22 protein-coding genes and 2 tRNA genes are annotated in these 26737 nt (G+C 68.9%); 5 read left to right on the forward strand and 19 right to left on the reverse strand.

Annotated elements, in window-relative coordinates:
- Positions 1-31: 31 nt before the first annotated feature.
- The 10 genes from OG230_RS11860 to OG230_RS11905 form a co-directional block, all read right to left on the reverse strand.
- Positions 32-1576: a CYTH and CHAD domain-containing protein gene (locus OG230_RS11860; RefSeq protein ID WP_328910141.1), complete on the reverse strand. Its 1545-nt coding sequence runs from the start codon at positions 1574-1576 to the stop codon at positions 32-34.
- A gap of 61 nt (positions 1577-1637) precedes the next feature.
- On the reverse strand, positions 1638-2828 hold the full coding sequence (rodA, locus tag OG230_RS11865; RefSeq protein ID WP_328910142.1) for a rod shape-determining protein RodA: 1191 nt from the start codon (positions 2826-2828) through the stop codon (positions 1638-1640).
- On the reverse strand, positions 2828-4999 hold the full coding sequence (gene mrdA / locus OG230_RS11870; RefSeq protein WP_328910143.1) for a penicillin-binding protein 2: 2172 nt from the start codon (positions 4997-4999) through the stop codon (positions 2828-2830). Before mrdA ends, rodA begins: the two co-directional genes overlap by 1 nt.
- Positions 5000-5101: 102 nt before the next feature.
- Complete coding sequence (gene mreD / locus OG230_RS11875; protein WP_328910144.1) at positions 5102-5764, reverse strand: rod shape-determining protein MreD; 663 nt, start codon at positions 5762-5764, stop codon at positions 5102-5104.
- Positions 5765-5775: 11 nt separating this feature from the next.
- Positions 5776-6825 carry a rod shape-determining protein MreC gene (gene mreC / locus OG230_RS11880; protein WP_328910145.1) on the reverse strand — a complete coding sequence of 350 codons (1050 nt, stop codon included), beginning with the start codon at positions 6823-6825 and terminating at the stop codon, positions 5776-5778.
- A 100-nt stretch (positions 6826-6925) separates the two neighbouring features.
- Positions 6926-7945, reverse strand: a complete 1020-nt coding sequence (locus OG230_RS11885; RefSeq protein WP_124268240.1) for a rod shape-determining protein — start codon at positions 7943-7945, stop codon at positions 6926-6928.
- 291 nt (positions 7946-8236) lie between these two features.
- On the reverse strand, positions 8237-8650 hold the full coding sequence (gene ndk, locus OG230_RS11890) for a nucleoside-diphosphate kinase (protein ID WP_328910146.1): 414 nt from the start codon (positions 8648-8650) through the stop codon (positions 8237-8239).
- 109 nt (positions 8651-8759) lie between these two features.
- Positions 8760-9116 carry a DUF4233 domain-containing protein gene (locus OG230_RS11895; protein ID WP_328910147.1) on the reverse strand — a complete coding sequence of 119 codons (357 nt, stop codon included), beginning with the start codon at positions 9114-9116 and terminating at the stop codon, positions 8760-8762.
- A 3-nt stretch (positions 9117-9119) separates the two neighbouring features.
- Positions 9120-10622 carry a bifunctional tetrahydrofolate synthase/dihydrofolate synthase gene (folC, locus tag OG230_RS11900; protein WP_328910148.1) on the reverse strand — a complete coding sequence of 501 codons (1503 nt, stop codon included), beginning with the start codon at positions 10620-10622 and terminating at the stop codon, positions 9120-9122.
- 140 nt (positions 10623-10762) lie between these two features.
- A complete protein-coding gene (locus OG230_RS11905; RefSeq protein ID WP_328910149.1) occupies positions 10763-13384 on the reverse strand; it encodes a valine--tRNA ligase in 2622 nt (873 codons plus the stop codon).
- Between the two features lie 137 nt (positions 13385-13521).
- Between OG230_RS11905 and OG230_RS11910 the strand changes: the two genes are divergently transcribed.
- The gene (locus OG230_RS11910) at positions 13522-14502 is read left to right on the forward strand and encodes a hypothetical protein (protein WP_328910150.1); all 981 of its coding nucleotides are present in this window, start codon (positions 13522-13524) and stop codon (positions 14500-14502) included.
- Positions 14503-14582: 80 nt separating this feature from the next.
- Here the strand turns inward: OG230_RS11910 and clpX are convergent, their stop codons facing one another.
- The 5 genes from clpX to OG230_RS11935 form a co-directional block, all read right to left on the reverse strand.
- Positions 14583-15881 (reverse strand): ATP-dependent Clp protease ATP-binding subunit ClpX, encoded by a 1299-nt coding sequence (clpX, locus tag OG230_RS11915; RefSeq protein WP_328910151.1) that lies wholly within the window; start codon positions 15879-15881, stop codon positions 14583-14585.
- Positions 15882-16036: 155 nt separating this feature from the next.
- A complete protein-coding gene (locus OG230_RS11920; RefSeq protein WP_328910152.1) occupies positions 16037-16720 on the reverse strand; it encodes an ATP-dependent Clp protease proteolytic subunit in 684 nt (227 codons plus the stop codon).
- Positions 16721-16795: 75 nt separating this feature from the next.
- Positions 16796-17401 (reverse strand): ATP-dependent Clp protease proteolytic subunit, encoded by a 606-nt coding sequence (locus OG230_RS11925; protein WP_328911377.1) that lies wholly within the window; start codon positions 17399-17401, stop codon positions 16796-16798.
- Positions 17402-17662: 261 nt separating this feature from the next.
- Complete coding sequence (tig, locus tag OG230_RS11930) at positions 17663-19051, reverse strand: trigger factor (RefSeq protein WP_328910153.1); 1389 nt, start codon at positions 19049-19051, stop codon at positions 17663-17665.
- 149 nt (positions 19052-19200) lie between these two features.
- A tRNA-Pro gene (locus OG230_RS11935) sits at positions 19201-19277 on the reverse strand.
- Between the two features lie 179 nt (positions 19278-19456).
- Between OG230_RS11935 and OG230_RS11940 the strand changes: the two genes are divergently transcribed.
- Positions 19457-19530 (forward strand) — tRNA-Gly (locus OG230_RS11940).
- Positions 19531-19595: 65 nt separating this feature from the next.
- Here the strand turns inward: OG230_RS11940 and OG230_RS11945 are convergent.
- Positions 19596-19790, reverse strand: a complete 195-nt coding sequence (locus OG230_RS11945) for a hypothetical protein (protein WP_173313276.1) — start codon at positions 19788-19790, stop codon at positions 19596-19598.
- Between the two features lie 490 nt (positions 19791-20280).
- Between OG230_RS11945 and OG230_RS11950 the strand changes: the two genes are divergently transcribed.
- Positions 20281-21435 (forward strand): acyltransferase family protein, encoded by a 1155-nt coding sequence (locus tag OG230_RS11950; protein WP_328910154.1) that lies wholly within the window; start codon positions 20281-20283, stop codon positions 21433-21435.
- A gap of 33 nt (positions 21436-21468) precedes the next feature.
- Here OG230_RS11950 and OG230_RS11955 read toward each other — a convergent pair whose 3' ends face one another.
- Positions 21469-21969: an HD domain-containing protein gene (locus OG230_RS11955; RefSeq protein ID WP_328910155.1), complete on the reverse strand. Its 501-nt coding sequence runs from the start codon at positions 21967-21969 to the stop codon at positions 21469-21471.
- Between the two features lie 171 nt (positions 21970-22140).
- Here OG230_RS11955 and OG230_RS11960 point away from each other — a divergent pair, with 171 nt between their 5' ends.
- Positions 22141-23307, forward strand: a complete 1167-nt coding sequence (locus tag OG230_RS11960) for a cation:proton antiporter (RefSeq protein WP_328910156.1) — start codon at positions 22141-22143, stop codon at positions 23305-23307.
- A gap of 32 nt (positions 23308-23339) precedes the next feature.
- Here the strand turns inward: OG230_RS11960 and OG230_RS11965 are convergent, their stop codons facing one another.
- Positions 23340-24485, reverse strand: coding sequence for a PP2C family protein-serine/threonine phosphatase (locus OG230_RS11965; RefSeq protein ID WP_328910157.1), 1146 nt, complete (start codon positions 24483-24485; stop codon positions 23340-23342).
- 105 nt (positions 24486-24590) lie between these two features.
- On the opposite strand from OG230_RS11965, the gene OG230_RS11970 reads away from it, so the two are divergent.
- A complete protein-coding gene (locus tag OG230_RS11970; protein ID WP_328910158.1) occupies positions 24591-25823 on the forward strand; it encodes a GNAT family N-acetyltransferase in 1233 nt (410 codons plus the stop codon).
- A 24-nt stretch (positions 25824-25847) separates the two neighbouring features.
- Here OG230_RS11970 and OG230_RS11975 read toward each other — a convergent pair whose 3' ends face one another.
- Positions 25848-26657: an Fpg/Nei family DNA glycosylase gene (locus OG230_RS11975; protein ID WP_328910159.1), complete on the reverse strand. Its 810-nt coding sequence runs from the start codon at positions 26655-26657 to the stop codon at positions 25848-25850.
- Positions 26658-26737: the final 80 nt, after the last annotated feature.

A 26737-nucleotide genomic window follows, 5' to 3' on the forward strand; every position in this document is an offset into this window, starting at 1 on the left:
GCAGGGGTGACCATCCAGCGTACCCCGGTGCTCAGCCCTTCAATGCCGACCGCACGTCGGGCTCCGAGGCCCTGGCCCAGACTCCCGGCAGTTCGCGCTCCTTCTCGGCCGCGGTCGCCTGCTCCTGTCCGTACAGCAGTCCCCAGGTGAACGAGGGCTCCCCCGCCGCGTGTGCCTGGATCGCCAGGGCCCGCAGGGCGTCGCGGGCGACCACACTGTCCTGGTGCTCGCCGAGGACCTTCTGCACCGCCTTCATCCGCTTGGCGAACCGCTTGGCGGCCTTGCCGAGCGCGGGCCGTGCCGCTTCACCCGCGTACCGCGCGCGCTTCGCGGCCTTGCGGGCCTCGTGCATCGCCAGGTCGCGGTCCCGGCCCGGGGGCTGCTCCAGGGCGTGTCCGACGCGGGTCGCGAGGCGTTCGTAGTCCTTCAGTACGGCGCGGGGCAGCGCGTCCCGCGGCGGCTTGGCGGCAGCGGGACGCAGGGGCGGGGCGGCGAGGAGGGCGTCGAGGCTCTCCAGGAGGGACAGGTAGCGCTTCCCGTCGAGTACGGCCACGATGCGGCGCCTGGAGCCGGTGCGTCTGGCGACCGACCAGAGGCGCAGCCGGCTCCTGACGGGGCCGAGGAGAAGGGTGCGGGACAGGTCGGCGGTGGCGGCGTGGAAGCGGGCGTCGAGGACTTCCTGATCGCGGTCGACTCCGAGTTCGGCGGCCAGCCACTTCAGCTCCTCGCCGACGGGGTCGGTGACCGTCCGGTCGAGGATCTTCCGGTAGGTCTTGAAGGCGCTGCGCAGCCGGCGGGTGGCCACGCGCATCTGGTGCACGGAGTCGGGAAGGTCGCGGCGCACGGCGGGGTCGAGGGTGATGACGGCCTCGACCTGTTCCCGTACGTAGTCCAGGACGTGGTCGCCCGCTGTCGGGGGCGGCGGCTTCCGTTTCTTCTTCGCCGGGCGCTGTGCGGGTCCGGCCGGCCGGACGCCCGTCTCGGTGAGTGCCCTGGCCAGTTTGGAGGCCGAGGCGGAGGGCTTCACGCCGGCCTTGCGGAGCCGTCGCTCGACGGCGTCGAGGAAGGCCGGGTCGCCGTCGTCGGCGAGTTCGACCTCGATCTCGGTCCACACGGCGGTGGGGCCGCCGCCCTCCTCGGTGAGCCGTTGGGCGAGGACCTCGTCGATGCTCAGCTCGGCCAGGAAGGTGCCGCCCTCGTCGACGAGGTGGTGGACGTCGCGGGCGGAGAGCAGCCGGACGACGGGGGTCACGTCCTCGTCCCGGACCCTGGAGCGGAGCAGTCCGGCGAGGCTGTGGGGCAGGGTGTCGGCGAGGGGGGCCCGGATCTCGTCGCGGATGCCGGAGGAGACGGGGAACTTGAGGTGCCAGCCCTCGTCGGCCCCGCCGGTCCTGCGTCGCAGGGTGAGGGAGTCGGCCGCGAGACGGAGGTCCGCGGTGTCGTAGTAGACGGCGTCGAGCTCGGTGACGCCGTGGTGGGTGACGGCCGAGACCCCGGCCACCTTGGTCAGGTCGGGCAGCCGGGTGTCGGGAGTCGCTTCGTACTTCCGCTCGATCTCACGCTTCGAGTCCGCCATGTACCGAATCTAGACGCGTTGTACGCAGATGGGCAGGGGGCGGCGGGCGATCGGCCGTGGTTCAGGCGGTCATCGGCCGCTGGACGCGGATCGACTGGAGCAGTCCGACCGCGACCCAGACGGCGAACATCGATGATCCTCCGTACGAGACGAACGGCAGCGGCAGTCCGGCCACGGGCATGATGCCGAGCGTCATGCCGATGTTCTCGAAGGACTGGAAGGCGAACCAGGCGATGATCCCGGCGGCGACGACCGTGCCGTACAGCTCGGTGGTCTCGCGGGCGATCCGGCAGGCGCGCCACAGGACGACGCCGAGCAGGACAATGATCATTCCTGCGCCGAGGAAGCCCAGTTCCTCTCCCGCGACGGTGAAGACGAAGTCGGTCTGCTGCTCGGGGACGAACTGGCCGGTGGTCTGGGAGCCCTTGAAGAGGCCGGTCCCGGCGAGGCCGCCGGAGCCGATCGCGATGCGGGCCTGGTTGGTGTTGTAGCCGACGCCGGCCGGGTCCAGGGCCGGGTTGGCGAAGGCCGCGAACCGGGCGATCTGATAGTCGTCGAGGAGCCCGAGCTGCCAGATCGACACGGCGCCGGCGGTGCCCGCGCCGAGCAGTCCGAAGACCCAGCGGTTGGACGCGCCGGATGCGAGGAGCACGCCGAGGACGATGACGGCCATGACCATGACGGAGCCGAGGTCGGGCATCAGCATGACGACCGCTATCGGGATGAGCGCCAGGCCGAGGGATTTGGCGACGGTCCGGTGGTCGGGGTGCAGTTGGTCGCCCGCGTCGACTCGGGCGGCGAGCAGCATCGCCATGCCGAGGATGATCGTGATCTTGGTGAACTCGGAGGGCTGTAGGGAGAAGCCGCCGGGAAGGAGGATCCAGGCGTGCGCGCCGTTGACGGTCGCGCCGAGCGGCGTGAGGACCGCCAGGACCAGGACCACCGAGAGGCCGTACAGGACCGGGACGGCGCCGCGCAGGGTGCGGTGGCCGAGCCAGATGGTGCCGATCATCAGGGCGACGCCGATGCCGGTGTTGAGGGCGTGCCGGAAGAGGAAGTAGTACGGGTCGCCGTGCGTGAGCGTGTCCCGGTTGCGGGTCGCCGACCAGACGAGCAGCGCCCCCATGAACGAGAGCGCGAGCGCCGAGCCGAGCAGCGGCCAGTCGAGCCGCCGTACGAGGGAGTCGCGGGCGGTGAGCCGGGCCCAGGAGGAGCGCTCGGGGGCGTACCGGGAGACGGAGAAGCCGGCCATCAGTCCCGCCTTCCCGGGGCTCCGGCGAGTGCCTGCTGTACCTCTTCCACGGGCTTCTGCGAGTCCGGGTCGTAGGGCTTGATCTTGGGCGCGTCGATGGAGCCGTCGGCCTGGATCTTGGGCAGGGCCTTCTGCGGCTGTGGCAGGAATGCCTTCTTCAGATCCTGCTTGCCGGCGGAGTCGAGGCCGTAGAGCGCGTTGTAGATGTTGCGCACGGCGGGCCCGGAGGCACCGGAGCCCGTACCGCCCTGGGAGATCGTCATGACGATCGAGTAGTCCTTGGTGTACGTGGCGAACCAGGAGGTCGTCTGCTTGCCGTAGACCTCGGCCGTGCCCGTCTTGGCGTGCATCGGGATCTTGTCCTGGGGCCAGCCGCCGAATCGCCAGGCGGCGCTGCCCCGGGTCGCGACACCCGCGAGGGCTTCGTCTATTTCGTCGCGCGTGTCTCCCTTGAAGGGGAGCTTGCCGTGCGAGGTCGGCTTGATCTCCTGGACGGTCTTGCCGTCGCCGCTGACGATGGCCTTGCCGACGGTCGGGTCGTAGAGCGTGCCGCCGTTGGAGATGGCCGCGTAGATGGTCGCCATCTGGATCGGGGTGACGAGGGTGTCTCCCTGGCCGATCGAGTAGTTGACGGAGTCACCGGCGCGCATCTTGTCGCCTTCGAGGCAGTTCTCGTACGCGATCATCTCGACGTACGTGCCGTTCTTCTTGCCCTGCTTGCACCAGCCGTCCTTGTTCAGCCGGAAGAAGTTCTCCTTCCACTGGCGGTCGGGGACGCGGCCGGTGACCTCGTTGGGGAGGTCGATGCCGGTCTCCTTGCCGAGACCGAACTGATGGGCCGTCTTGTAGAACCAGTCGTTGGCCTTCTTCTTCGGCTGGGTGCCGCCGTCGCGCTGCCATTCCTTGTGGGCGAGGCCGTAGTAGACGGTGTCGCAGGAGACCTCGAGCGCGCGGCCGATGGTGATGCTGCCGTAGCCCTGGGACTCGAAGTTCTTGAAGGTCTGCCCGCCGATGGAGTACGAGCTGGGGCAGGGGTAGTTGCCGTCGAAGGGGTATCCGGCGTTGACCGCGGCGGTGGAGGAGACGACCTTGAAGATGGATCCGGGGGCGGCCTGGCCCTGGATGGCGCGGTTCAGCAGCGGGAAGTTGGAGTTCTTCCCGGTGAGCTTGGCGTAGTCCTTGCCGGAGATGCCGCCGACCCAGGCGTTGGGGTCGTACGTGGGGAGGGAGGCCATCGAGACGATGCGGCCGGTCTTGGACTCCATGACGACGACGGCGCCGGAGTCGGCCTTGTAGAGCTCGTTGGTGTTGCGGTCCATCTCCTTGCGGGCCGTCTCCATGGCCTTGTTCAGCTCGTACTCGGCGACGGCCTGGACCCGTGCGTCGATCGAGGTGACGACGCTCGCGCCGGGCTCCGCCTTGTCGTTCTCGGCCTCCCCGATGACGCGGCCGAGGTTGTCGACCTCGTAGCGGGTGACGCCGGCCTTGCCCCGCAGTTCCTTGTCGTACGTGCGCTCCAGGCCGGAGCGGCCGACCTGGTCGGAGCGGAGGTACGGGGAGTCGCTGTCCTGGGCCTTGGTGATCTCTTCGTCGGTGACCGGCGAGAGGTAGCCGAGGACCTGGGCGGTGTTGGCCTTGCCGGGTGCGGCGTAGCGGCGTACGGCGGTGGGTTCGGCGGTGATGCCGGGGAAGTCCTCCGCGCGCTCACGGATCTGGAGGGCCTGCTGGGTGGTGGCCTCGTCCGTCACCGGGATGGGCTGGTAGGGCGAGCCGTTCCAGCAGGGCTGCGGGGTCTCGGAGTCGCAGAGCCGGACCTTGTCGAGGACGTCCTTGGGCTTCATGTCCAGGACTTCGGCGAGCCGGGTGAGGACACCGACGCCGTCGTCCTTCGCCTTCATCAGCTCGGTCCGGCTGGCGGAGACGACGAGGCGGGTCTCGTTGTCGGCGAGGGGTACGCCCCGCGCGTCGAGGATGGCGCCGCGGACCGCGGGCTGGACGACCTGCTGGACGTGGTTGTTCTTGGCTTCGTCGGTGTACTCCTGGCCGTTGCGGATCTGGAGGTACCAGAGACGGCCGCCGAGCGTCAGCAGCAGGGAGAAGACGAGGACCTGAATGACGATGAGGCGGATCTGGACCCGCTGGGTCCGTCCCGTCTCGGGAATGTTGCTCACGCGGCGCCCCCGTGGGTGGTCCGGCCGGGGGTTCGGGGGTTGTCCCCCGGGAAGAACGGCCTCACGCGGCGCCCCCGGTGGTGAACAGGTACTGGTCCGGCCTCACAGTCGTTTGACCCCCTTGATCCTTCCTGCGCGTGCGGCGCGGTTTCGGGCGGCCTTGACGCGCAGTCCGCCCCTCTGGCTGCCGATCCGCAGCCCGGTGCCCGAGGAGAGCCAGCCCGCGGCGACGTCGCCGCCGCTCGAGCTCTCGGCGAGCGGGTCGTTCTCGGTACGTCTGGCGAGCGCCATGATCAGCGGCACGGTGAACGGCGCGAGGAGCAGGTCGTAGACCGCGGCGGTGAACAGCAGGCTGCCCAGGCCGACATGGCGGGCGGCCGTGTCACCGACGAGGGCGCCGACGCCCGCGTACAGCAGGGTCGATCCGACGGCCGCGGCGACGACGACGGCCATCGGGACGAACGCCGACTTGAGCTGCCCGTTCTCCGGCCTGGCCAGGCCCACGAGGTAGCCGATGACGCAGAGCACGAGGGCGTAGCGCCCGGCGGCGTGGTCGGCGGGGGGTGCCAGGTCGGCGAGGAGGCCCGCTCCGAAGCCGATGAGGGCGCCGCTGACGTGTCCGTAGACGAGGGCGAGGGCGACCACGACGAGCAGCAGCAGGTCGGGGACGGCGCCGGGGAGCTGGAGCCGGGCGAGTACGGAGACCTGGACGACGAGGGCGACCACGACCAGGGCGACGGAGAGCAGTGTCCGGTTGAGTCGCATGGGGATCAGCTCTACTCCTGGTCGGTTGCCGCGTTGTCGGCGTTGTCGGCGGGATCCGTGTTGCCCGGTGGCTCGACGGCGCCGTTCTCCACCGGCTTCCCGCTCTCGTTGACGTTTCCGACGACCTTTCCGGCGCCGTCGACGAGGTCGCCGTTCGGCTGGAGGGTCACCGTGACCGTCGGCGTGGGCTTGGGCTTCTCGGGCTTCTTCGGCAGGACCATGTCGCGGGGGTCCTCGCGCGGTGCCTGGACGACGATGCCGACGATGTCGAGCTTGGTGAAGCCGACGTACGGCTTCACGTAGACCGTCCGGGTCAGGGCGCCGCCGGACGGGTCCACGCGGACCACTTCGCCGACGGGGACTCCGGGCACGAACGGCTTGTCGCGGCTGGAGCCGAAGGTGACGAGGCGGTCGCCGTTCTTCACCTTGGCCTTGCCGTTGAGGAACTGGACGGAGAGCGGCCGGGATCCCTGGCCGGTGGCGAAGCCGAGCTCGTCGGTCTTCTCCATCCGGGTGCCGACGGTGAAGTCGGGGTCGTTGGCCAGGAGGACGGTCGCGGTGTCCGGTCCGACGGTGGTGACGCGGCCGACCAGTCCCTCGCCGTTGAGGACGGTCATGTCGCGCTTGAGACCGTCGTTGGCGCCCGCGTCGATGGTGATCGTCCAGGAGAAGCCCTGGGCCGCTCCTATGGCGATGACCTCGGCGGCCTTGATGCCGTACTGGCCGGCGCCCGCGTTCTTCATCATGGCGTCGAGCTGACGGACCCGGCTGCGGTTGCGGTCGTCGCTGCCGAGCTTCGCCTTCAGCGCCGCGTTCTCGTGTTCGAGAGCTGCGATCCGGTCGTGCCGGTCTCCGGAGTCCCGTACGGCTCCTATGGCGTTGCCCACCGGGTCCACGGCTGCCGCGACGCCGTTCTCGACCGGTCCGAAGACCGTTGCGGCGGCCTGCCGGGCGCCGTCCACCGGTGACTCCTCGCCGCCGCGGATGTCCACCGTGATCAAAGCGAACGCGGTGGCGATCAGCAGCACCAGGAGCAGCCGGCTCTCTCGTGTGTCCCTCACGTGCGGCGGCCGTGCCTTCCTCGTCGGAATGTTCGTGCCTGTATATCAACGATCCGCCGTACGGGGCCGCAGCACCCGTACGGCGGGATCGTCGTGTTGTCTACCTGCGCGGCTGGGCGTCCAGCACCTGCTGGAGTGCCTCGAACTCCTCGACGCACTTGCCGGAACCGAGCGCCACGGAGTCCAGCGGGTCCTCGGCGATGTGGATCGGCATGCCGGTCTCCCGGCGGAGCCGCTCGTCGAGACCGCGGAGCAGCGCGCCGCCGCCGGTGAGGACGATGCCGCGGTCCATGACATCGCCGGAGAGCTCCGGCGGGCACTTGTCCAGGGTCGTCTTCACCGCGTCGACGATGGCGTTGACCGGCTCCTCGATGGCCTTGCGGACCTCGGCGGCCGAGATGACGACGGTCTTGGGGAGCCCGGAGACGAGGTCGCGGCCCCGGATCTCGGTGTGCTCGTCCTTGTCCATGTCGTACGCGGAACCGATCGTGATCTTGATCTGTTCGGCGGTCCGCTCACCGAGGAGGAGCGAGTACTCCTTCTTGATGTGCTGGATGATCGCGTTGTCCAGTTCGTCACCGGCGACCCGGATCGACTGGGCAGTGACGATTCCGCCGAGCGAGATCACCGCGACCTCGGTGGTGCCGCCACCGATGTCGACGACCATGTTCCCGGTGGCCTCGTGGACCGGCAGTCCGGAGCCGATGGCCGCCGCCATGGGCTCCTCGATGATGTGCACCTGACGCGCGCCGGCCTGCGTCGATGCCTCGATGACGGCGCGTCGCTCGACCCCTGTGATGCCGGAGGGCACACAGACGACGACGCGCGGGCGGGCCAGATAGCGGCGCTTGTGGATCTTGAGGATGAAGTAACGGAGCATGCGCTCCGTGATCTCGAAGTCGGCGATCACGCCGTCCTTCAGGGGCCGCACGGCAACGATGTTGCCCGGTGTGCGGCCGATCATCTTCTTGGCCTCGGAACCGACCGCGAGAATGCCACCCGTGTTGGTGTTGATGGCCACGACGGACGGCTCGTTCAGAACGATGCCGCGCCCCCTGACGTACACCAGCGTGTTGGCAGTCCCGAGGTCGATAGCCATGTCACGGCCGATGAACGACATTGAGTTCCCCTTGTTCCCCATGAGGATGCGTCGGGCCTTCCCAATTGAAGCGATTGGCTTGTTTTTGGTAGGCGAGGTTGGCGCTGTGGGCGTGGAAGCTTCCATCGTAGTGCCGTAAGCACGGACACAGCGCGACGGTACTTCGCCAATGCGGGTGGAACGGGTGCCCGGTCCACTCATGGTGACGATACGTCGGAAGGATGCGTTCCCGCGATCGCAGACCCTATGCCGAAGGGCGACCGAATTACTTCGGTCGCCCCAGGTCATGAGCGCTGTTTGGCTGATCCGAGGTCAGGAAAGTCCGGGAAAGAACAGCTTCAGTTCTCGCTCTGCGGACTCCTCGGAGTCCGAGGCGTGGATGAGGTTCTCGCGGGTGATCGATCCGAAATCGCCACGGATCGAGCCGGGCGCGGCGGCGATCGGGTCGGTCGGTCCGGCGAGGGCGCGGACGCCCTCGATGACCCGCTCGCCCTCGGCCACCAGAGCGACGACGGGGCCGGAGGCCATGAACTCGACGAGCGGCTCGTAGAACGGACGGCCCTTGTGCTCGCCGTAGTGCTGCTCCAGCGTCTCCTGGTCGAGCGTGCGCAGCTCCAGCGCGGTGATCTGCCAGCCGGCCTTGCGCTCGATGCGGCCGACGATCTCGCCGATCAGCCCACGCCTGACGGCGTCGGGCTTGAGAAGGACGAGGGTGCGCTGAGTCATGTACGGCTCCTTGCAGGCATACGGGTGCGGTGAAGCGAGGTTACAGGGGCCCGGAAACGGGCCGACGGCCGGGTTTGCGCGGGCGCTCGGGCCGGCGGCACGGTGGCCGTCAGCCGGTGGCAGGCGTGTGCGCGGCTTCCTGCGCCGCCCATCTGGCCTTGGCCTCGTCGATCTTGCGCCCGTAGTGCACCGACGCCCACCAGAGACCGCCGAACGCCAGGCCGAGGACGAACATCATCGGGACGACGAAACCGCTCAGCACCAGCGCCACCTGGAAGGCCCAGCCGAGCTGTACGCCGCCGGGGCGGGTGATGAGGCCGCAGAGGAGGACGGACAGCAGCATGCCGATGCCGCAGACCGTCCACACCGTGGCCGTCGACAGACCGTCCGACTTCATGGCCACCAGGCCGGCGAAGCCGATGACGAAGAACTCGCCGAGCAGCGTCGACGCGCAGAGCGTACGCACAGGTCAGCCCCTTCCCAGAAGCAGCCGGGCCTCGCCGACCGTGATCACGGAGCCGGTCACGAGCACTCCCGCCCCGGCAAACTCGTCCTCTTCCTCCGCCAGGGTGATCGCCGCCTCCAGCGCGTCGTCGAGGCGCGGCTCGACCTGGACCCGGTCGTTGCCGAAGACCTCGACGGCGACCGCGGCCAGCGCGTCCGCGTCCATCGCCCGACCGCTGGAGTTCTGCGTGATGACGACCTCGGCGAAGATCGGCTCGAAGGCTTCGAGAAGCCCCCGGACGTCCTTGTCGTCGCTCGTGCCGACCACTCCGATGAGCCGCGAGAAGCTGAACGCCTCCGACAGCCCGTCCGCGGTGGCTCGCGCGCCCGCCGGGTTGTGGGCCGCGTCCAGGACGACGGTGGGGCTGCTACGTACGACTTCGAGCCGGCCCGGCGAGACGACCGAGGCGAACGCCTTGCGGACCGCCTCGATGTCCAGCGAGCCGCTCTGCTCCGCGCCGATACCGAAGAACGCCTCGACCGCGGAGAGCGCGACCGCCGCGTTGTGCGCCTGGTGGGCGCCGTACAGCGGGAGGAAGATCCCGTCGTACTCACCGCCGAGGCCGCGCAGGGTCAGGAACTGGCCGCCGACCGCGATCTCCCGGGAGACGATGCCGAACTCCATGCCCTCGCGGGCGACGGTGGCGTCGACCTCGACGGCCTTCTTCAGCATCACCTGGGCGGCGTCGACGGGCTGCTGCGCCAGGATGACCGTCGCGCCCTGCTTGATGACGCCGGCCTTCTCCCCCGCGATCTCCGCGGGCGTCTCGCCGAGCCGGTCCGTGTGGTCCAGCGAGATGGGGGTGACGACCGCGACCGTGGCGTCGATGACGTTCGTCGCGTCCCAGGTGCCGCCCATGCCGACCTCGACGACCGCCACGTCGACGGGCGCGTCGGCGAAGGCCGCGTACGCCATGCCCGTCAGCACCTCGAAGAACGACAGCCGGAAGTCCTGCTGGGCGTCGACCATCTCGACGTACGGCTTGATGTCCTCGTACGTCTCGATGAAGCGCTCGGCCTCGATCGGGGCGCCGTCCAGGCTGATCCGCTCGGTGATCGACTGGACGTGCGGCGAGGTGTAGCGGCCGGTGCGCAGCTCGAAGGCGTTCAGCAGGGCCTCGATCATGCGGGCCGTGCTGGTCTTGCCGTTCGTCCCGGTGATGTGGATGGAGGGATACGCGCGCTGCGGCTCACCGAGCACGTCCATCAGTGCCGCGATACGCGTCACGGAGGGTTCGAGCTTGGTCTCGCCCCAGCGGCCGGCGAGCTCCTGCTCCACGGCGCGCAGTGCTTTGTCGATCTCCGGGTCGGCGGGGCGGGCGGGAACCTCGCCCGCCTGCGGCGGACCCGAATGGGTGCGCAGGGTGCGGCTCCCGGCCTCGATCACCGCCAGGTCCGGATCGCGCTGGGTCTCGGCGTCGACGATCTCGTCGAAGCTGTTGTCGCTGGGGTCGGGCTGCTCGGTCACGGGACCAGTCTACGGAGGACCACCGACACAGCCTGCTACCCGCCCTCCCCCGGTGCCCGCCGACGGCGTCGCGCCGGGCCCCGCCCCACGCGGAAGGCCCCGGACCATGGGAGGTCCGGGGCCTTCCGTGCGGGCACCGGTCAGGCGGCGGGCAGGCTGTCCAGCTGGCCCTGGATCCGCGCGATGTCGGACTCGGCCTTGGTCAGACGTCCACGGATCTTGTCGACGACGTGGTCGGGGGCCTTCGCCACGAACGCCTCGTTGCCGAGCTTGCCGTTGGCCTGGGCGACCTCCGACTGGGCGGCGACGAGGTCCTTCGTCAGACGCTTGCGCTCGGCCTCGACATCGATCGTGCCGGAGAGGTCCAGCGCCACCGTGGCACCCGCGACCGGCAGTGTCGCCGTGGCCTGGAAACCGTCCTCGGCCGGCTGGAGACGCAGCAGCTGGCGGATGGCCGCCTCGTGCGGGGCGAGCGCCGTGCCGGTCAGCGTGAGCCGGGCCGGAACCTTCTGACCCGGCTGGAGCCCCTGGTCCGAGCGGAACCTGCGGACCTCGGTGACGACCTGCTGGACGAGCTCGATCTCCTTCTCGGCCGCGTCGTCGCGGAAGCCGGAGTCGGTGGGCCAGTCGGCGATGACGACGGACTCACGGCCGGTGAGGGCCGTCCACAGCGTCTCCGTGACGAACGGGACGACCGGGTGCAGCAGGCGCAGCATCACGTCGAGGACCTCGCCGAGGACCCGGCCCGAGACCTCGGCGGGCTTGCCGCCCGCGAAGAAGGTGGTCTTGGACAGTTCGACGTACCAGTCGAAGACCTCGTCCCAGGCGAAGTGCCGGAGCGCCTCGCTGAGCTTGGAGAACTGGTAGTCCTCGTAGTACGCGTCGACTTCGGCGACCGTCTTGTTGAGCCGGGAGAGGATCCACCGGTCCGTGACCGACATCTCGTCGGCGGTGGGGAGTTCGCCCTCGATCGTGGCGCCGTTCATCAGCGCGAAGCGCGTGGCGTTCCAGATCTTGTTGGCGAACTTCGCGGAACCCTGGACCCACTCCTCGCCGATCGGGACGTCGGTGCCCGGGTTGGCGCCGCGCGCCAGGGTGAAGCGCAGGGCGTCGGAGCCGTACTTGTCCATCCAGTCCAGCGGGTTGACCACGTTGCCGAAGGACTTCGACATCTTCTTGCCGTGCTCGTCGCGGACCATGCCGTGCAGGACGATGGTCCCGAACGGCGGGACGCCGTCGTTGACGTACAGGCCGAACATCATCATCCGGGCGACCCAGAAGAAGAGGATGTCGTATCCGGTGACCAGGACGGAGTTCGGATAGAACTTCGCGAGGCTGTCGGTCTGCTCGGGCCAGCCCAGCGTGGAGAACGGCCACAGACCCGAGGAGAACCAGGTGTCCAGGACATCGCTGTCCTGCGTCCAGCCCTCGCCCGTGGGGACCTCGTCGTCCGGTCCGACGCAGAGGACCTCTCCGTTCGGGCCGTACCAGACGGGGATGCGGTGGCCCCACCAGAGCTGGCGCGAGATCGTCCAGTCGTGGAGGTTGTCGACCCAGTCGAAGTACCGCTTCTCCATCTCCTGCGGGTGGATCTTGACCTTGCCGTCGCGGACGGCGTCACCGGCCGCCTTGGCGAGCGGGGCGACCTTGACCCACCACTGGAGGGAGAGGCGCGGCTCGATCGTGGTCTTGCAGCGCGAGCAGTGGCCGACGGAGTGGACGTACGGGCGCTTCTCGGCGACGATCCGGCCCTCGGCGCGCAGTGCGGCGACGATGGCGGAGCGGGCCTCCAGGCGGTCGAGGCCCTCGAAGGGGCCGGGGACCGTGATGACCGCGCGCTCGTCCATGACCGTGAGGAACGGCAGGTCGTGGCGCTTGCCGATCTCGAAGTCGTTCGGGTCGTGGGCCGGCGTCACCTTGACGGCGCCGGTGCCGAACTCCGGGTCGACGTGGTGGTCGGCGACGACCGGGATCGTGCGGTCGGTGAGCGGCAGCCTGATCTGCTTGCCGACGAGGTGCTTGTAGCGCTCGTCGTCGGGGTGGACGGCGACGGCGGTGTCACCGAGCATCGTCTCGGCGCGCGTCGTGGCGACGACGATGGTCTCGTCGCCCTCGCCGTACGTCATGGAGACGAGCTCGCCGTCGTCCTCCTGGTACTCGACCTCGATGTCGGAGATCGCCGTGAGACAGCGGGGGCACCAGTTGATAATGCGCTCGGCGCGGTAGATCAGCCCGTCGTCGTACATCCGCTTGAAGACGGTCTGGACGGCCTTGGACAGGCCCTCGTCCATGGTGAAGCGCTCACGGGACCAGGCGACGCCCTCGCCGAGGCGGCGCATCTGACCGGAGATCTGACCGCCGGACTCGTTCTTCCACTGCCAGACGCGCTCGACGAACGCCTCACGGCCCAGGTCGTGGCGGGACTTGCCCTCCTTGCCGAGCTCGCGCTCGACGACGTTCTGGGTGGCGATACCGGCGTGGTCCATGCCCGGCTGGTAGAGCGCCTCGAATCCCTGCATGCGCTTGCGGCGCACGAGGGCGTCGATCAGCGTGTGCTCGAAGGCGTGCCCCAGGTGGAGGCTTCCGGTGACGTTCGGCGGGGGGATGACGATGCTGTACGGGGGCTTTTCGCTGTGTTCGTCGGCTTCGAAGTACCCACGTTCTACCCAGCGCTCATACAGCTTCCCCTCCACCTCGGCCGGCGCGTACTGGGTCGGCAGTTCGGGGTTGCTGGCTGTCTGCTGCTGAGTGTTCTCGGTCACGAGGGACAGTTTAGGGCCGTCACAGTCCTGCATTGAAACGGGTTAGTTCAGTAACGGTGTGCCGCCCGATGCCCCACGTCAGGGCCACGTCCGCCAGGATGTTCGGAACGCATAAGCATTCTGGAGGGGACAGCAGCATGAGCTACAACCAGCCGGGCCCGTACGGTGGGCAGCCGCCGCAGGGCCAGCCCGGACCGTACGGACAGCAGCCGGGCCCGTACGGCGGTCAGCCGCCGCAGGGTCCGCCGCAGGGCCAGCCCGGTTACGGGTACCCGCAGCAGGCCCCCCAGGGTGTACCGCCGCAGCAGCCCCCGCAGGGCTACGGCTACCCCCAGGGCCAGCAGCCGGGCCCGTACGGCCAGCAGCCGCCCACTCCCCCGTACGGCGGCCAGCCGGCCTACGGCGGCCAGGTGCCGATGCCGCCGGCCGCGCCCAAGAAGAAGACCGGTCTGATCGTGGCGGGTGCCGTCGTGGCGCTGGCCGTCATCGCCGGTGGCGTGTACTTCATGACGTCGGGGGGCGGCGCCAGCAACAGTGACGTCGCGGACTCCACCAAGGGCTACAAGCTGACGCCCGCGAAGTCCGTCGACGACTACAAGACGGACTCGTCGGGGCAGGCCCCGTCCGGTCCTCTGACCGGCAAGGACAAGACCAAGGCGGAGGCGCTGGGGATCAACAACCCCCAGCAGGCGGGCGCCACGTACAGCGCCGGCACCGAGCTCTCGACGAAGTCGCTGACCCTCAACGGAATCTGGGGCGATGTCACCGACCCGGCGAAGGTCATCGACGGTTCCTTCGACAACGCCGGGGAGGACTTCAAGGACTCCGAGATGGAGGTCTCGCTCGTCGGGAGCCCCAGGGCCGTCACGCCGGACGGGTTCAAGGGCGCGCTGATGAAGTGCCAGGACATGAAGATGGTCAACAAGAAGGGCGACGGCACCGCCGCGAACGGGCCCAAGGAGTTCCAGGTCCCCATCTGCGTTTGGGCCGACTACAGCACGGTCGGTGTGGTCGTCGGCGTCGACGTGGCCCTCTCCATGGCCGGCAAGGGCATGGCCCAGGACGACGTGGCCGCCCTGGCCGCGAAGCTCTACAACACCTCTCGCACCAAGGTCTGATCCCGGCACAACGCCGAAGGGGCGCCCAGCCGTTCAACCGGCCGGGCGCCCCTTCGGTGTACGTGTGCGAACTGCCGCCGCTACGCGGACTTCTCGTGCCGGCCGCCGTCGTTCTTGCCGATCGTGCGCGGCTCGCGCGGGACCAGCGTCGGGTTGACGTTGTTGCGGACGACGTCCGGTGTGATGACGACGCGGGCGACGTCCTTGCGGGACGGCACCTCGTACATCACGGACTGGAGGACTTCCTCCATGATGGCGCGCAGACCACGGGCGCCCGTCTGGCGCAGGATCGCCTGGTCGGCGATGGCCTCCAGCGCCTCGCGCTCGAACTCCAGCTCCACGCCGTCGAGTTCGAACAGCTTCTGGTACTGCTTCACCAGGGCGTTGCGCGGCTCGACCAGGATCTGGAGCAGTGCCTCGCGGTCCAGGTTGTGGACCGAGGTCAGCACGGGCAGACGGCCGATGAACTCCGGGATCATCCCGAACTTCACCAGGTCCTCCGGCATGACCTCCTGGAACTGGTCGCTCGCCTGGATCTCCAGCTTGGACCGGATCGTCGCGCCGAAGCCGATGCCCTTGGCGCCGGCCCGCGACTCGATGATCTTCTCCAGACCGGAGAAGGCACCGCCCACGATGAACAGGACGTTCGTCGTGTCGATCTGGATGAACTCCTGGTGCGGGTGCTTCCGGCCGCCCTGCGGCGGTACGGAGGCGGTCGTGCCCTCCAGGATCTTCAGCAGGGCCTGCTGGACGCCCTCGCCCGAGACATCGCGGGTGATCGACGGGTTCTCGCTCTTGCGGGCGACCTTGTCGATCTCGTCGATGTAGATGATGCCCGTCTCGGCCTTCTTGACGTCGTAGTCGGCGGCCTGGATGAGCTTCAGCAGGATGTTCTCGACGTCCTCGCCGACATAGCCGGCCTCCGTCAGCGCCGTCGCGTCGGCGATGGCGAACGGGACGTTGAGCATGCGGGCCAGCGTCTGCGCGAGGAGCGTCTTGCCCGAGCCCGTGGGGCCCAGCAGCAGGATGTTGGACTTGGCGAGCTCGATCGCGTCGTCGCGGTTCGCACCGCTGCTGTTCTCGCCGGCCTGGACCCGCTTGTAGTGGTTGTACACAGCGACCGAGAGGGCCTTCTTCGCGGGCTCCTGGCCTACGACGTACCCCTCGAGGAACTCGTAGATCTCGCGCGGTTTGGGAAGCTCCTCCCACCGCACCTCGGAGGTCTCCGCGAGCTCCTCCTCGATGATCTCGTTGCAGAGATCGATGCACTCATCGCAGATGTACACACCGGGTCCCGCGATGAGCTTCTTCACCTGCTTCTGGCTCTTTCCGCAGAACGAGCACTTGAGCAAGTCGCCGCCATCACCGATGCGTGCCACGAGGTGCTTCCCCTTCGCCTGGGAGACGCCTGGTTCAGCGGCTCCTGGTGCCTCTATCCGACGGTACCTTGCCTGACCCCCCGTACGGGCCCCCCTTGGCACGGTTCACACGGCCGAGACCGTGCAAACGGAATGTGCCAAGGGGAAAGACCGACTCAGACGGAAGCGCCGGCCGTGGTCTTACGGGTGGAGACGATCTGGTCCACCAGACCGTACGCGAGGGCGTCCTCCGCGGTAAGGATCTTGTCGCGCTCGATGTCCTCGCTGATCTTCTCCAGCGGGGTGGTGGAGTGCTTGGCCAGCATCTCTTCGAGCTGGGTGCGCATCCGGAGGATCTCGTTGGCCGCGATCTCCAGGTCGGAGAGCTGCTCACGGCCGGTCTGCGAGGACGGCTGGTGGATCAGCACACGGGCGTGCGGGAGCGCCATGCGCTTGCCCGGCGTGCCCGCCGCCAGCAGGACGGCGGCGGCGGAGGCCGCCTGGCCCATGCAGACCGTCTGGATGTCCGGCTTCACGAACTGCATCGTGTCGTAGATCGCGGTGAGCGCGGTGAACGAGCCGCCGGGGCTGTTGATGTAGATCGAGATGTCGCGGTCCGGGTCCATCGACTCCAGGCACAGGAGCTGCGCCATGACGTCGTTGGCCGAGGCGTCGTCGATCTGGACGCCGAGGAAGATCACGCGCTCCTCGAAGAGCTTCGCGTACGGGTCGTACTCACGCACACCCTGCGAGGTGCGCTCCACGAAGCGCGGGACGACGTAGCGGTTGTCCACCTGCGGGCCGGTGTAGAGGCCGCTCGCGGAGGCGCCGGGGAAGTTGTTCATGTGGGTGTTCACCATCCTGGTGGCGTTCTGTGGGCTGGGTTCTCGGCGTACGAGAGGTGCGGAAGGCGGTGCCGGTCCGGAGGAGCCGGATCAGGCGCCGGTGCCGCCGCCGCCCGGGATGCCCGACGCGAACGTGATGATCTCGTCGATGAGGCCGTACTCCTTGGCCTCTTCCGCGGTGTACCAACGGTCACGGTCGCCGTCGCGGATGATCGTCTCCACGGTCTGGCCGGAGTGGTGGGCGGTGATCTCCGCCATCCGCCGCTTCGTCCGGAGCAGGTACTCGGCCTGGATCTTGATGTCCGAGGCGGTACCGCCGATGCCGGCCGAACCCTGGTGCATGAGGATGTCGGTGTTCGGGAGCGCGAAGCGCTTGCCGGTCGAACCACCGGTCAGCAGGAACTGGCCCATCGAGGCCGCCATGCCCATTCCGATGGTGACCACGTCGTTCGGGATGTACTGCATGGTGTCGTAGACCGCCATGCCTGCGGTCACCGAGCCACCGGGGCTGTTGATGTAGAGGTAGATGTCCTTGTCCGGGTCGGCGGCAAGGAGCAGCAGCTGTGCGGTGATCTTGTTGGCGATGTCATCGTCGACCTGCTGACCGAGGAAGATGATGCGCTCGCCGAGCAGTCGGCTGTAGACCTGGTCGCCGAGGCCACCACCGAGGGACGGCTCTCCGGCGGCGTAGGGCATCAGATTCGTCACGTATCCACCTGCTCGTCTCTGACGGCTCCGGCCGTCTCAGCGTCTTCGTACCGGGTGGGCGGGGACTCCCCCACCCTTCCTTCATGGACCCTAACGCGCAGGTAGGACAACGCCATCCCGCTTCCCCAACTGTTCGCTGGGAGCGCAAGGTAAGCAGTCCGCACAAGGGTTCCGACGGTCGCACGCCGATACGACGACGGGCCCCGGACGCACAGCGTCCGGAGCCCGTCGAACGGATCGGTACGAGGCTCAGCCCTGGGGCTTGTCCTCGGCGTCCTCGGTCTCGCCCTCGACGACGGCCTCGACCGTCTCGACGGCCTCTTCCTCGTCGTCCTCGAGGTCGACGACCTCACCGTTGGTGTCGATGACCTTGGCGGCCTCGACGACGACGGCGAGCGCCTTGCCGCGGGCGACCTCGCCGACGAGCATCGGCACCTGGCCACCCTCGACGACGGCCTGGGCGAACTGGTCGGGGCTCATGCCGGAGGAAGCAGCGCGCCGCATGAGGTGCTCGGTGAGCTCCTCCTGGTTGACGTTCAGCTTCTCCTTGTTGACGAGCTCGTCCAGGATGAACTGGGTCTTGATGCCCTTGATCGCCTGCTCGGCGGTCTCGGCCTCGAACTCCTCGAGGGTCTTGCCCTGGATCTCCAGGTACTTCTCGAGGTCGAGACCCATCTGACCGAGCTGGTGGTGCTCGAGGTTGTGCTTGCGGGTCTGGACCTCGTCCGCGAGAAGCTTCTCGGGGATCGGGACCTCGGCCAGCTTCAGCAGCTCGTCGAGGACGCGCTCCTGGGCCTGGGTGGCCTGGTCGTACTGCTTGGTGTTCTCGAGGCGCTTGCGGCTGTCCGCCTTGAGCTCGTCGAGCGTGTCGAACTCGCTCGCCATCTGGGCGAACTCGTCGTCCAGCTCGGGGAGCTCACGGGCGGCGACGGCGGTGACCTTGACGGTGACCTCCGCGTCCTTGCCCTCGGCGGAGCCGCCCTTCAGCTGGGAGGTGAAGGTGGACTCGCCACCGGCCTCCAGGCCGGTCACGGCCTCGTCGATGCCTTCGAGGAGCTCGCCGGAACCGATGGTGTACGAGACACCGGCGGCCACGCCGTCCTCAAGGACCTCTCCCTCGACCTTGGCCTCCAGGTCGATCGTGACGACGTCGCCTTCGGCGGCGGCGCGCTCGACCGGGTTGGTGGAGGCGAAGCGCTCGCGGAGCTGCTCCACGGCCTTCTCGACGTCCTCGTCGGTGACCTCGAGGGCGTCCACGGTGACCTCGATGCCGGAGTAGTCCGGGATCTCGATCTCGGGGCGCACGTCAACCTCGGCAGTGAAGGACAGCAGCTCGCCGTCCTTCAGCTCGGTGATGTCGACCTCGGGCTGGCCCAGAACATTGAGCTCACCCTCGTTGACAGCCTCGGTGTAGAACTTCGGGAGGGCGTCGTTGACGGCCTCCTCCAGCACAGCACCACGGCCGAACCGCTGGTCGATGACCCGGTTGGGGATCTTGCCCTTACGGAAGCCCTTCACCGTGACCTGCTGGTTGATCTTCTTGTACGCCGCGTCGAGGCTGTCCTTGAGCTCCTCGAAGGGCACCTCAATGCTGAGCCGAACCCGGGTCGGGTTCAGGGTCTCCACGGCGCTCTTCACGGTTCGGTCTCCTTGGGGGCTGACTTCTTGGGGTTCTGCTGGACCGCCAGCGGCGGCTTCGCGGATCGGGCCCGGTTCATCGGACACACGGGCACGCAATTTGCATAGTAACGGCAAGGGGGAGGACTCCCCCAATGCGATCTTGCCGGTGGTCGGGGTGGCCGGATTCGAACCGACGACCTTCCGCTCCCAAAGCGGACGCGCTACCAAGCTGCGCCACACCCCGTCGGTGCGACACGTAGGGTACATGCAGCGGGGCAGTGCATCGGACGCTTTGCACCGGACACTTCACCGTGGGTGTCCGGAGGTGCGGCCGGCCGTTGCCGCAACGGGTGTGCGGAGCACGCCGCCGACCCGCTACGATGCTGTTCGTGCCGAGGTCCACGGACCTGCGGTGCGATGCATGCGGGCGTAGCTCAATGGTAGAGCCCTAGTCTTCCAAACTAGCTACGCGGGTTCGATTCCCGTCGCCCGCTCCATGCCTGGGCCCGGTTCGGCAGTCACTGCCGAACCGGGCCTTTCGCGTGTCCGCGCCCGGACAGCTTCAGAAGCTGATCTGGTTGATGGTGTCCGCCAGCGAGTTCATGAACCTGTTGATCGACGGCGCCATGCCGGTCGATGCCAGGAAGAAGCCGAAGAGCACTGCGACGATCGCGGGCCCGGCCTTGATGGACCCACCGCGGATCAGCACCACCAGGATGATCGCCAACAGAAGCACCACAGACAGTGAAATGGCCACGACTGATCACACCCTTGGTCGGTCCGCCTTGCCGGCCCGGCAGCGTGCGTTCCAGCACGCCCCGTCGCATCCATCGTGCCACCAACTCCCGTGTGGTTGCTGCCAGGTGACGAATCGACCTGTCCGGATCGCGCCATACTCGCGCCCGCGCACACCCCGGGGCGGGCGACGCCGGACGGGCGCCCCGGCGGGCTCCGCCGTGCCGCGCACGGGGTGCGGGGCCCTGCCCTGAGCCGACTGCGGGCCACGTAAAGGGAATTTAAATGAGTGTGACCGTTTCCATATCCCCACACTTCATTCACAGCCGATTCCCAGGAAACGTTGGGACGAAATTCACGTCCTCCAACTGCCTTCCCCTATGCGCCATTTAAGCGGGATTAATGGGGGCATAGCGGGCACAGATCGGTGGTTTCAGATCCGAATGGGCGGGAACACGCGATAAATCTTGAGGGTTTTACGAATGACAATCGACGGGTCTAGGGTGCCTTAGATGTTCCAAGCTCCGAGCGAATTTCAGAGGGCCCCACTCCCCCCTGCGACCCGGGAGTCGGAGCCCAGACACGAGCAGATCCTGACGGCCACCGGCACTCCCCCCACCGCCGCGCCGACCGGCCCCGCCCCGGCCGCACCGGCCAAAAAGCGTGACGCGTACTTCGACAACGTGAAGTACCTCGCGATCGTGCTCGTCGCCGTCGCGCACGCCTGGGAACCGGTGATGGACGGCAGCCGTGCCGCCCGTGCGCTGTACATGGTCGTGTACGCGTTCCACATGCCGGCCTTCATCCTCATCTCCGGTTACTTCTCCCGCTCGTTCGAGATGAGTCCGAGCAAGGTGAAGCGTCTGATCACCGGCGTCGCCGTGCCCTATGTGCTGTTCGAGACCGCGTATTCGCTGTTCAAGCGGTACGCCGGTGGGGCACCCGAGCAGGAGATCAGCCTGCTCGACCCGATGTTCCTCACCTGGTTCCTGATCGCGCTGTTCGTCTGGCGGGTCACCACTCCCGTATGGAAGTCCCTGCGGCACCCGCTGCCGGTGGCCCTCGCGATCGCCGTACTCGCCTCCGTGACACCGGCGATCGGCGACGACCTCGATCTCCAGCGGGTCCTGCAGTTCCTGCCCTTCTTCGTGCTCGGCCTGGTGCTGAAGCCCGAACACTTCCAGCTGGTGCGGCGGCGCGAAGTCCGGCTGCTGAGCCTGCCGTTGCTCGTCGGCGCCCTGCTGTTCGCCTACTGGGCCGCGCCGCGGATGCAGCTCGGCTGGTTCTACCGCAGCAGCAGCGCACAGGAGTTGGGCGCGCCCTGGTGGTCCGGGGCCGTGATGTCGCTGGCGATGTTCGGCTGCGCGCTGGTCCTGACCGCCGCGTTCCTGGCCTGGGTGCCGCGCCGCCACATGTGGTTCACGGTGCTGGGCGCCGGGACCATCTGCGGCTATCTGCTGCACGGCTTCCTGGTGAAGGGTGCCGGGTACGCCGGCCTGTTCGACCGGTTCGAGTGGCTGGGTTCGCCCGGCGGGCTCGTGATCGTCTCGCTCGTCGCGGCAGCGGCGGTGACGCTGTGCTGCACGCCGCCCGTGCGGCGCGTCCTGCGGTTCGCGACGGAGCCGGACATGGCGTGGGCCTTCCGGCGGGACGCCGCGAGGCTCTGAGCCGGTCCGGCCCCCGCCGCGGACCGCTGACGGTCAGTGCGGCGCCGGGTTGGCTTGAACCTGCTGTTCCGTGGGCGATTCGCCCTCCGTGAGCCCCAACAGCCTGCGTACCTGCGCATACTTCGCGGCCAGACGGGTACGCGTGGCCGGTTCCAGTACCGCGAGCCGGACCGGGTCGGCGTTGTGGGCGAGATCCGACTCCTTGACGAGCAGGGCGCCGGGAGTCGCGAGAATCCGCCCGGTGTACGAGGAGAGGTCCTCGCCGTCCCGTTTGGTGACGGCGAGGACCATGTCCTTGACGGGCTGCGGCAGGGCCGCCCCGTCCAGCCACTGCCGGGTGAGCGCGTCGTCCTCGACGGCGTCGTGCAGCCATGCGGCAGCGATCTGTTCGTCGCTCCCACCCCTCTCCCGTACGCCTTCGGCGACCGCCGCGAGATGTTCCGCGTACGGACGTCCCGCCTTGTCGGTCTGGTGCGCGTGGGCCTCGCGGGCGATCGCCTCGACTTCGGCCAGGGTCAGTTGGGGATTGGTCACACCGTCGACCCTAGGGGCGGGTACCGATGTGCCGCCGGGCCGGCCAGGGTCCGACCGGGTCGAACACTTGCAGTGTCAATCGTTCGGTAAACTAATTACTGACGATTTCTTGACGCTCTCTTGACCGACCGGAGGATCAGGCTCATCGGACACGCAGACACACTCATCGCCATGGGCGGCGCGTTCCTCGCCGCCGCAGTCCTCGCCCGCGTCGGCGGCCGGATCGGACTGCCGACCATCCCCCTGTTCATCCTGGCCGGGATTCTGCTCGGCCCGTACACCCCCGGCATCGTCCTCGTCGCCGACCCGCACGACCTGGAGATGCTCTCCGCACTCGGTCTGGTGCTGCTGCTCTTCTACCTGGGGCTCGAGTTCCACCTCGACGACCTCAAGGAGGGCGGGCGCAAGATGGCGCTCGCCGGCGGCGCCTATCTCCTCCTGAACGTCGGCGCCGGCCTCGGCTTCGGCTTCGCCCTGGGCTGGGGCACCTCGGAGGCGCTGGTCCTCGCCGGAGTCCTCGGCATCTCGTCCTCCGCCATCGTCACCAAGGTCCTCGTCGACCTGGGGCGCATCGGCAATCCGGAGACCAAGCCGATCCTCGGCATCATCGTCGTCGAGGACGTCTTCCTCGCCCTCTACCTCGCCGCTCTCCAGCCGATCCTGTCCGGCGCCGACAGCCTCGGCGCGGCGGTCCTGGACGGCGGCAAGGCGTTCGGATTCCTGCTGCTGCTCGCCCTGGTCGCCCGGTTCGGCACCAAGGTGGTCTCGCGGCTGATCAACACCAAGGACGACGAGCTCCTCGTCATCTCCTTCCTCGGTGCCGCGGTGTTCGTCGCGGGGGTCTCGGAGTGGTTCGGTGTCGCCGACGCGATCGGCGCCTTCATGGTCGGCCTGATGCTCGGGAGCACGACCTCCGGACCGCGCATCCTCAAGCTGGTCCACCCGCTGCGGGACGCCTTCGGCGCGATCTTCTTCTTCGCCTTCGGTCTCTCGATCGACCCGGGCGACCTGCCGAGCGTGGTGTGGCCGGTGCTGGCGGCCGTCGCGGTGACCATCGCGATGAACGTGTTCGCGGGGCTGACCGCCGCCAAGGTGTACTCCTTCGGGGCGCAGGCCACGGCGAACATCTCCACGACGCTGCTGGCGCGCGGCGAGTTCGCGCTGATCCTCGCCACGATGGCGGCGGGCGCGGGACTGGACGAACGGCTTTCCCCGTTCATCGCCGGATATGTGCTCGTACTCGCGGTCCTGGCACCGCTGGCCGCCGGGCGTTCGCACGTGCTGGCCCGGATGCTGCCAGGCGGGCGGGACAAGGAGTACGAGGCCCTGCCCGGCTGACGGGTGCGGAGTGCCGGCCGCTGCCGCGGGGTTCAGGTGCGGCGGGACAGCAGGAGCAGTGCCCGGTCGTCGTTGACGTCCTTCGCGCATGCCTCGATCAGGTGCCAGGCGGCTCCCTCGAAGCCCGTGGCGACATAGCGGTCGGCCTCGCCCGTCAGCCGGTCGATGCCCTCGGCGATGTCCCGGTCCGAGGTCTCGACGAGGCCGTCGGTGAAGAGCATCAGCACGTCACCGGGCGCGAGGGAGCCCTTCACCGCGTCGAACTGCGCCCCGTCGTAGACGCCGAGCAGGGGCCCCTCCGCCGCCTTCTCCTCCCAGGTGCCGCTGCCTGCGTGGAGCTGGAGGGCCGGCGGGTGGCCCGCCGAGAGCAGCTCGTAGTCGCCCGACTCCAGGTCCAGGACCAGGTGGATGGAGGTGGCGAAGCCCTCGTCCCAGTCCTGGCGCAGGAGGTAGCCGTTGGCCGCGGGCAGGAAGCCGTGCGGGGGCAGGGAGCCGAGGAGGCCGCCGAAGGCGCCGGACAGCAGCAGGGCGCGGGAGCCGGCGTCCATTCCCTTGCCGGAGACATCGGTGAGGACGGCCTCCAGGGTCCGGCCGCCGTTGGTGCGGGCGGCGACGACGAAGTCACCGGAGAAGGACTGGCCGCCCGCGGGGCGCAGGGCCATCTCCCGGTGCCAGCCCTGCGGCAGTCTCGGCAGGGCGCTCTGGACGCGGATGCGTTCGCGCAGATCGAAGAGCATCGTGCCGCCGCGGCGCCACGGGACGCCGACTCTGGCCCTGAACTGCGCGAGGACCAGGCCGAAGAAGCCGCAGGCGGCGACGACCAGGACGGTGCCGGGGGTGACGCGGGCCGGCTCCGCGCCGTACGGGCCGAGCGCGATGGACTCGACGATCAGCGCGGCGGCGGCGGTCGCGTACAGGCCCAGCAGGCTGGCCGGCCGCAGCAGGAGGCCGCCCGCGACGATGGGAAGGACGAGCGCGGCGGGGGCGCACCACACGGGGTTCAGGAGTGTGGCGCAGGTGATGGCCGGGATGGTGAGCAGCAGTCCGACGAGGGCGATCCAGTCGGAGCCGTCGCCGCGGAAGTAGTCCACACCGGATTTGCGCAGGGCGATGCGGGCCCGGTGGGCGGATCTTCGCCACCGGGCCGCGTAAGAGTCGGGTCCTCCGCGACGTGCCATTGCGGGGACCCTATCCACCCGGACGGCTTCGGTGCAGGGGGACCCCTGTGACAATGTGTTCGAAATCGGGTCGCCCGTCCGGCGTACCCCTGGTAGGGATGGCCCATGACGACACAACTTCGCGTGCTGCGGCCTTCCGAATGGGACACCTGGTTCGCGAGTCTGGAGCGGGCCTTCGGGGCGGTGCCGACATCGCCGGAGGCCCGTGAGCTCTGGGCCGCGCTGACCGAGCACGAGCGGTCCCTCGGGATCTGGGACGGCCCGGAGTGCGTGGGTACGGCCGGGGCGTTCAGCTTCCGGTTGACCGTTCCGGGCGGAGCGGTCGTGCCGGCCGCCGGGGTGACGATGGTGACCGTGGCCGCGACCCACAGGAGGCGTGGGCTGCTGACCTCGATGATGCGGCGCCAGCTCGACGATGTGCGGGCCCTTGGTGAGCCGCTGGCCGTTCTGACGGCTTCGGAGCCCGCGATCTACGGGCGCTTCGGCTATGGGGTGGCCAGCCGGGAGATGGGTCTGGAGATCGACACCGCTCGGGTGCGACTCCAGATGCCTGCCGGGTCCGGCGAGGTCCGGATTCGGTTCGCGAACCCGGTGGAGGCCCTCGACGCCTGCGAGGCGGTGTACGGGCGGTTGGCCGCGGGCCGGCCGGGGACGCCGGTGCGCAGGCCGGGGTGGGAACCGAACGCGGTGCTCGATCCCGAGCAGGGCCGGCAGGGCGGCTCTCCGTTGCAGTGCGTGCTGGCGGAGCGGGACGGGGAGATCGTCGGGTACGCGACGTTCCACATCAGGCCCGCGTGGGACCGGTCCGGGCCCAAGGGGACGATCGCGGTACGGGATCTGGGGGCGCTGGACCCCGCCTCGTACGCGGCCTTGTGGCAGTTCCTGTTCGACATCGACCTGACGTCCACCGTCACGTGCGCCAACCGGCCGGCGGACGACGCGCTGCTGCACCTCGTATCGGACGTACGGCGCTGCGGTGTCACGCTGCGGGACGGGCTGTACGTACGCCTGGTGGATGTGGGTGCGGCCCTGGAGGCGCGTACGTACCGGACTCCGGTGGACGTGGTGCTGGAGGTGGAGGACGCCTTCTGCCCGTGGAACGCGGGGCGTTGGCGGCTCCGTGCCGACTCGAAGGGCGGCGCGAGCTGTCGGCGGACCGAGGACGAGGCGGATCTGGCGCTTTCGGTACGGGAATTGGGGTCCGCGTACCTGGGGGGTGTCTCGCTCGTCGCGCTGGCGGCGGCGGGGCGGGTGCGGGAGCTTCGGGCGGGGGCGGTGGGTGAGGCGGCGTCGGCGTTCTCGTGGGATGTCGAGCCGTGGTTGCCGCACGGGTTCTAGGGTCCGAACGAGAAGCCCTGGTCGTCAGCGGGGCTGGCAGGTGGGGCACCAGAAGAGGTTGCGGGCCGCCAGGTCCGCCGTGCGGATCTCCGTCGCGCAGATGTGGCACGGCTGGTGCGTACGCCGGTAGACGTAGACCTCGCCGCCGTGGTCGTCGACCCGCGGGGGACGGCCCATGGCCTCGGGCAGGTGCTCGGGGCGGACCGTGTCGATGCGGTTGTTGCGGACGCCTTCGCGCATCAGCATCCGGAGATCGGCCCAGATCGCGTCCCACTCGGTGCGCGTGAGGTCCTTGCCGGTGCGGTACGGGTCGATGCCGTGCCGGAACAGGACCTCGGCCCGGTAGACGTTGCCGACGCCCGCGACGACCTTCTGGTCCATCAGGAGCGCCGCGACCGTGACCCGGCTGCGGGAGATCCGCTGCCAGGCCCGTTCGCCGTCCTCGTCCGTCCGCAGCGGGTCCGGGCCGAGGCGGTCGTGTATCGCGCGCTTCTCGGCTTCGGTGATCAGGGCGCAGGTGGTCGGGCCGCGCAGATCCGCGTGGTGGCCCGTGTTCACCAGGCGCAGCCGGACCGTGTCGGTGGGCGGCGGTGCCGGTGTCGTACCGAAACCGAGCTTGCCGAAGAGGCCGAGGTGGATGTGGACCCAGCCGAGGTCGCCGAAGCCGAGGAAGAGGTGCTTGCCGTGGGCGTCCACACCCGTGAAGGTGCGGCCGTCGAGCAGGGCGGCGCTGCCGGAGAACTTGCCCTGCGGGCTGCTGACCCGTACCGGGGCGCCCGCGAAGCGCTCGCGGTGGTCCGCGGCGAGGCGGTGAATCGTGTGTCCCTCGGGCACGACGGCTCCCGTACGAGTGCGGAGTGTGCGGAACGGTCCGGGTGAAGCGGTGACATGACCGTGCCGCCGGGGCGGAGCCC

Origin of the sequence: Streptomyces sp. NBC_00234 (genome assembly GCF_036195325.1) — a bacterium.
Classification (GTDB): domain Bacteria; phylum Actinomycetota; class Actinomycetes; order Streptomycetales; family Streptomycetaceae; genus Streptomyces.

Excerpts from the sequence above, each read along its gene's own strand:
- ndk (WP_328910146.1), bottom strand. The coding sequence starts at position 8,650 with ATGACTCAGCGCACCCTCGTCCTTCTCAAGCCCGACGCCGTCAGGCGT.
- mreD (WP_328910144.1), bottom strand. The coding sequence starts at position 5,764 with ATGCGACTCAACCGGACACTGCTCTCCGTCGCCCTGGTCGTGGTCGCC.
- OG230_RS11885 (WP_124268240.1), bottom strand. The coding sequence starts at position 7,945 with ATGTCGTTCATCGGCCGTGACATGGCTATCGACCTCGGGACTGCCAAC.
- OG230_RS11950 (WP_328910154.1), top strand. The coding sequence starts at position 20,281 with ATGTTCCAAGCTCCGAGCGAATTTCAGAGGGCCCCACTCCCCCCTGCG.
- OG230_RS11860 (WP_328910141.1), bottom strand. The coding sequence starts at position 1,576 with ATGGCGGACTCGAAGCGTGAGATCGAGCGGAAGTACGAAGCGACTCCC.
- OG230_RS11910 (WP_328910150.1), top strand. The coding sequence starts at position 13,522 with ATGAGCTACAACCAGCCGGGCCCGTACGGTGGGCAGCCGCCGCAGGGC.
- OG230_RS11965 (WP_328910157.1), bottom strand. The coding sequence starts at position 24,485 with ATGGCACGTCGCGGAGGACCCGACTCTTACGCGGCCCGGTGGCGAAGA.
- OG230_RS11970 (WP_328910158.1), top strand. The coding sequence starts at position 24,591 with ATGACGACACAACTTCGCGTGCTGCGGCCTTCCGAATGGGACACCTGG.
- OG230_RS11960 (WP_328910156.1), top strand. The coding sequence starts at position 22,141 with ATGGGCGGCGCGTTCCTCGCCGCCGCAGTCCTCGCCCGCGTCGGCGGC.
- OG230_RS11920 (WP_328910152.1), bottom strand. The coding sequence starts at position 16,720 with ATGGTGAACACCCACATGAACAACTTCCCCGGCGCCTCCGCGAGCGGC.
- OG230_RS11925 (WP_328911377.1), bottom strand. The coding sequence starts at position 17,401 with ATGCCCTACGCCGCCGGAGAGCCGTCCCTCGGTGGTGGCCTCGGCGAC.
- rodA (WP_328910142.1), bottom strand. The coding sequence starts at position 2,828 with ATGGCCGGCTTCTCCGTCTCCCGGTACGCCCCCGAGCGCTCCTCCTGG.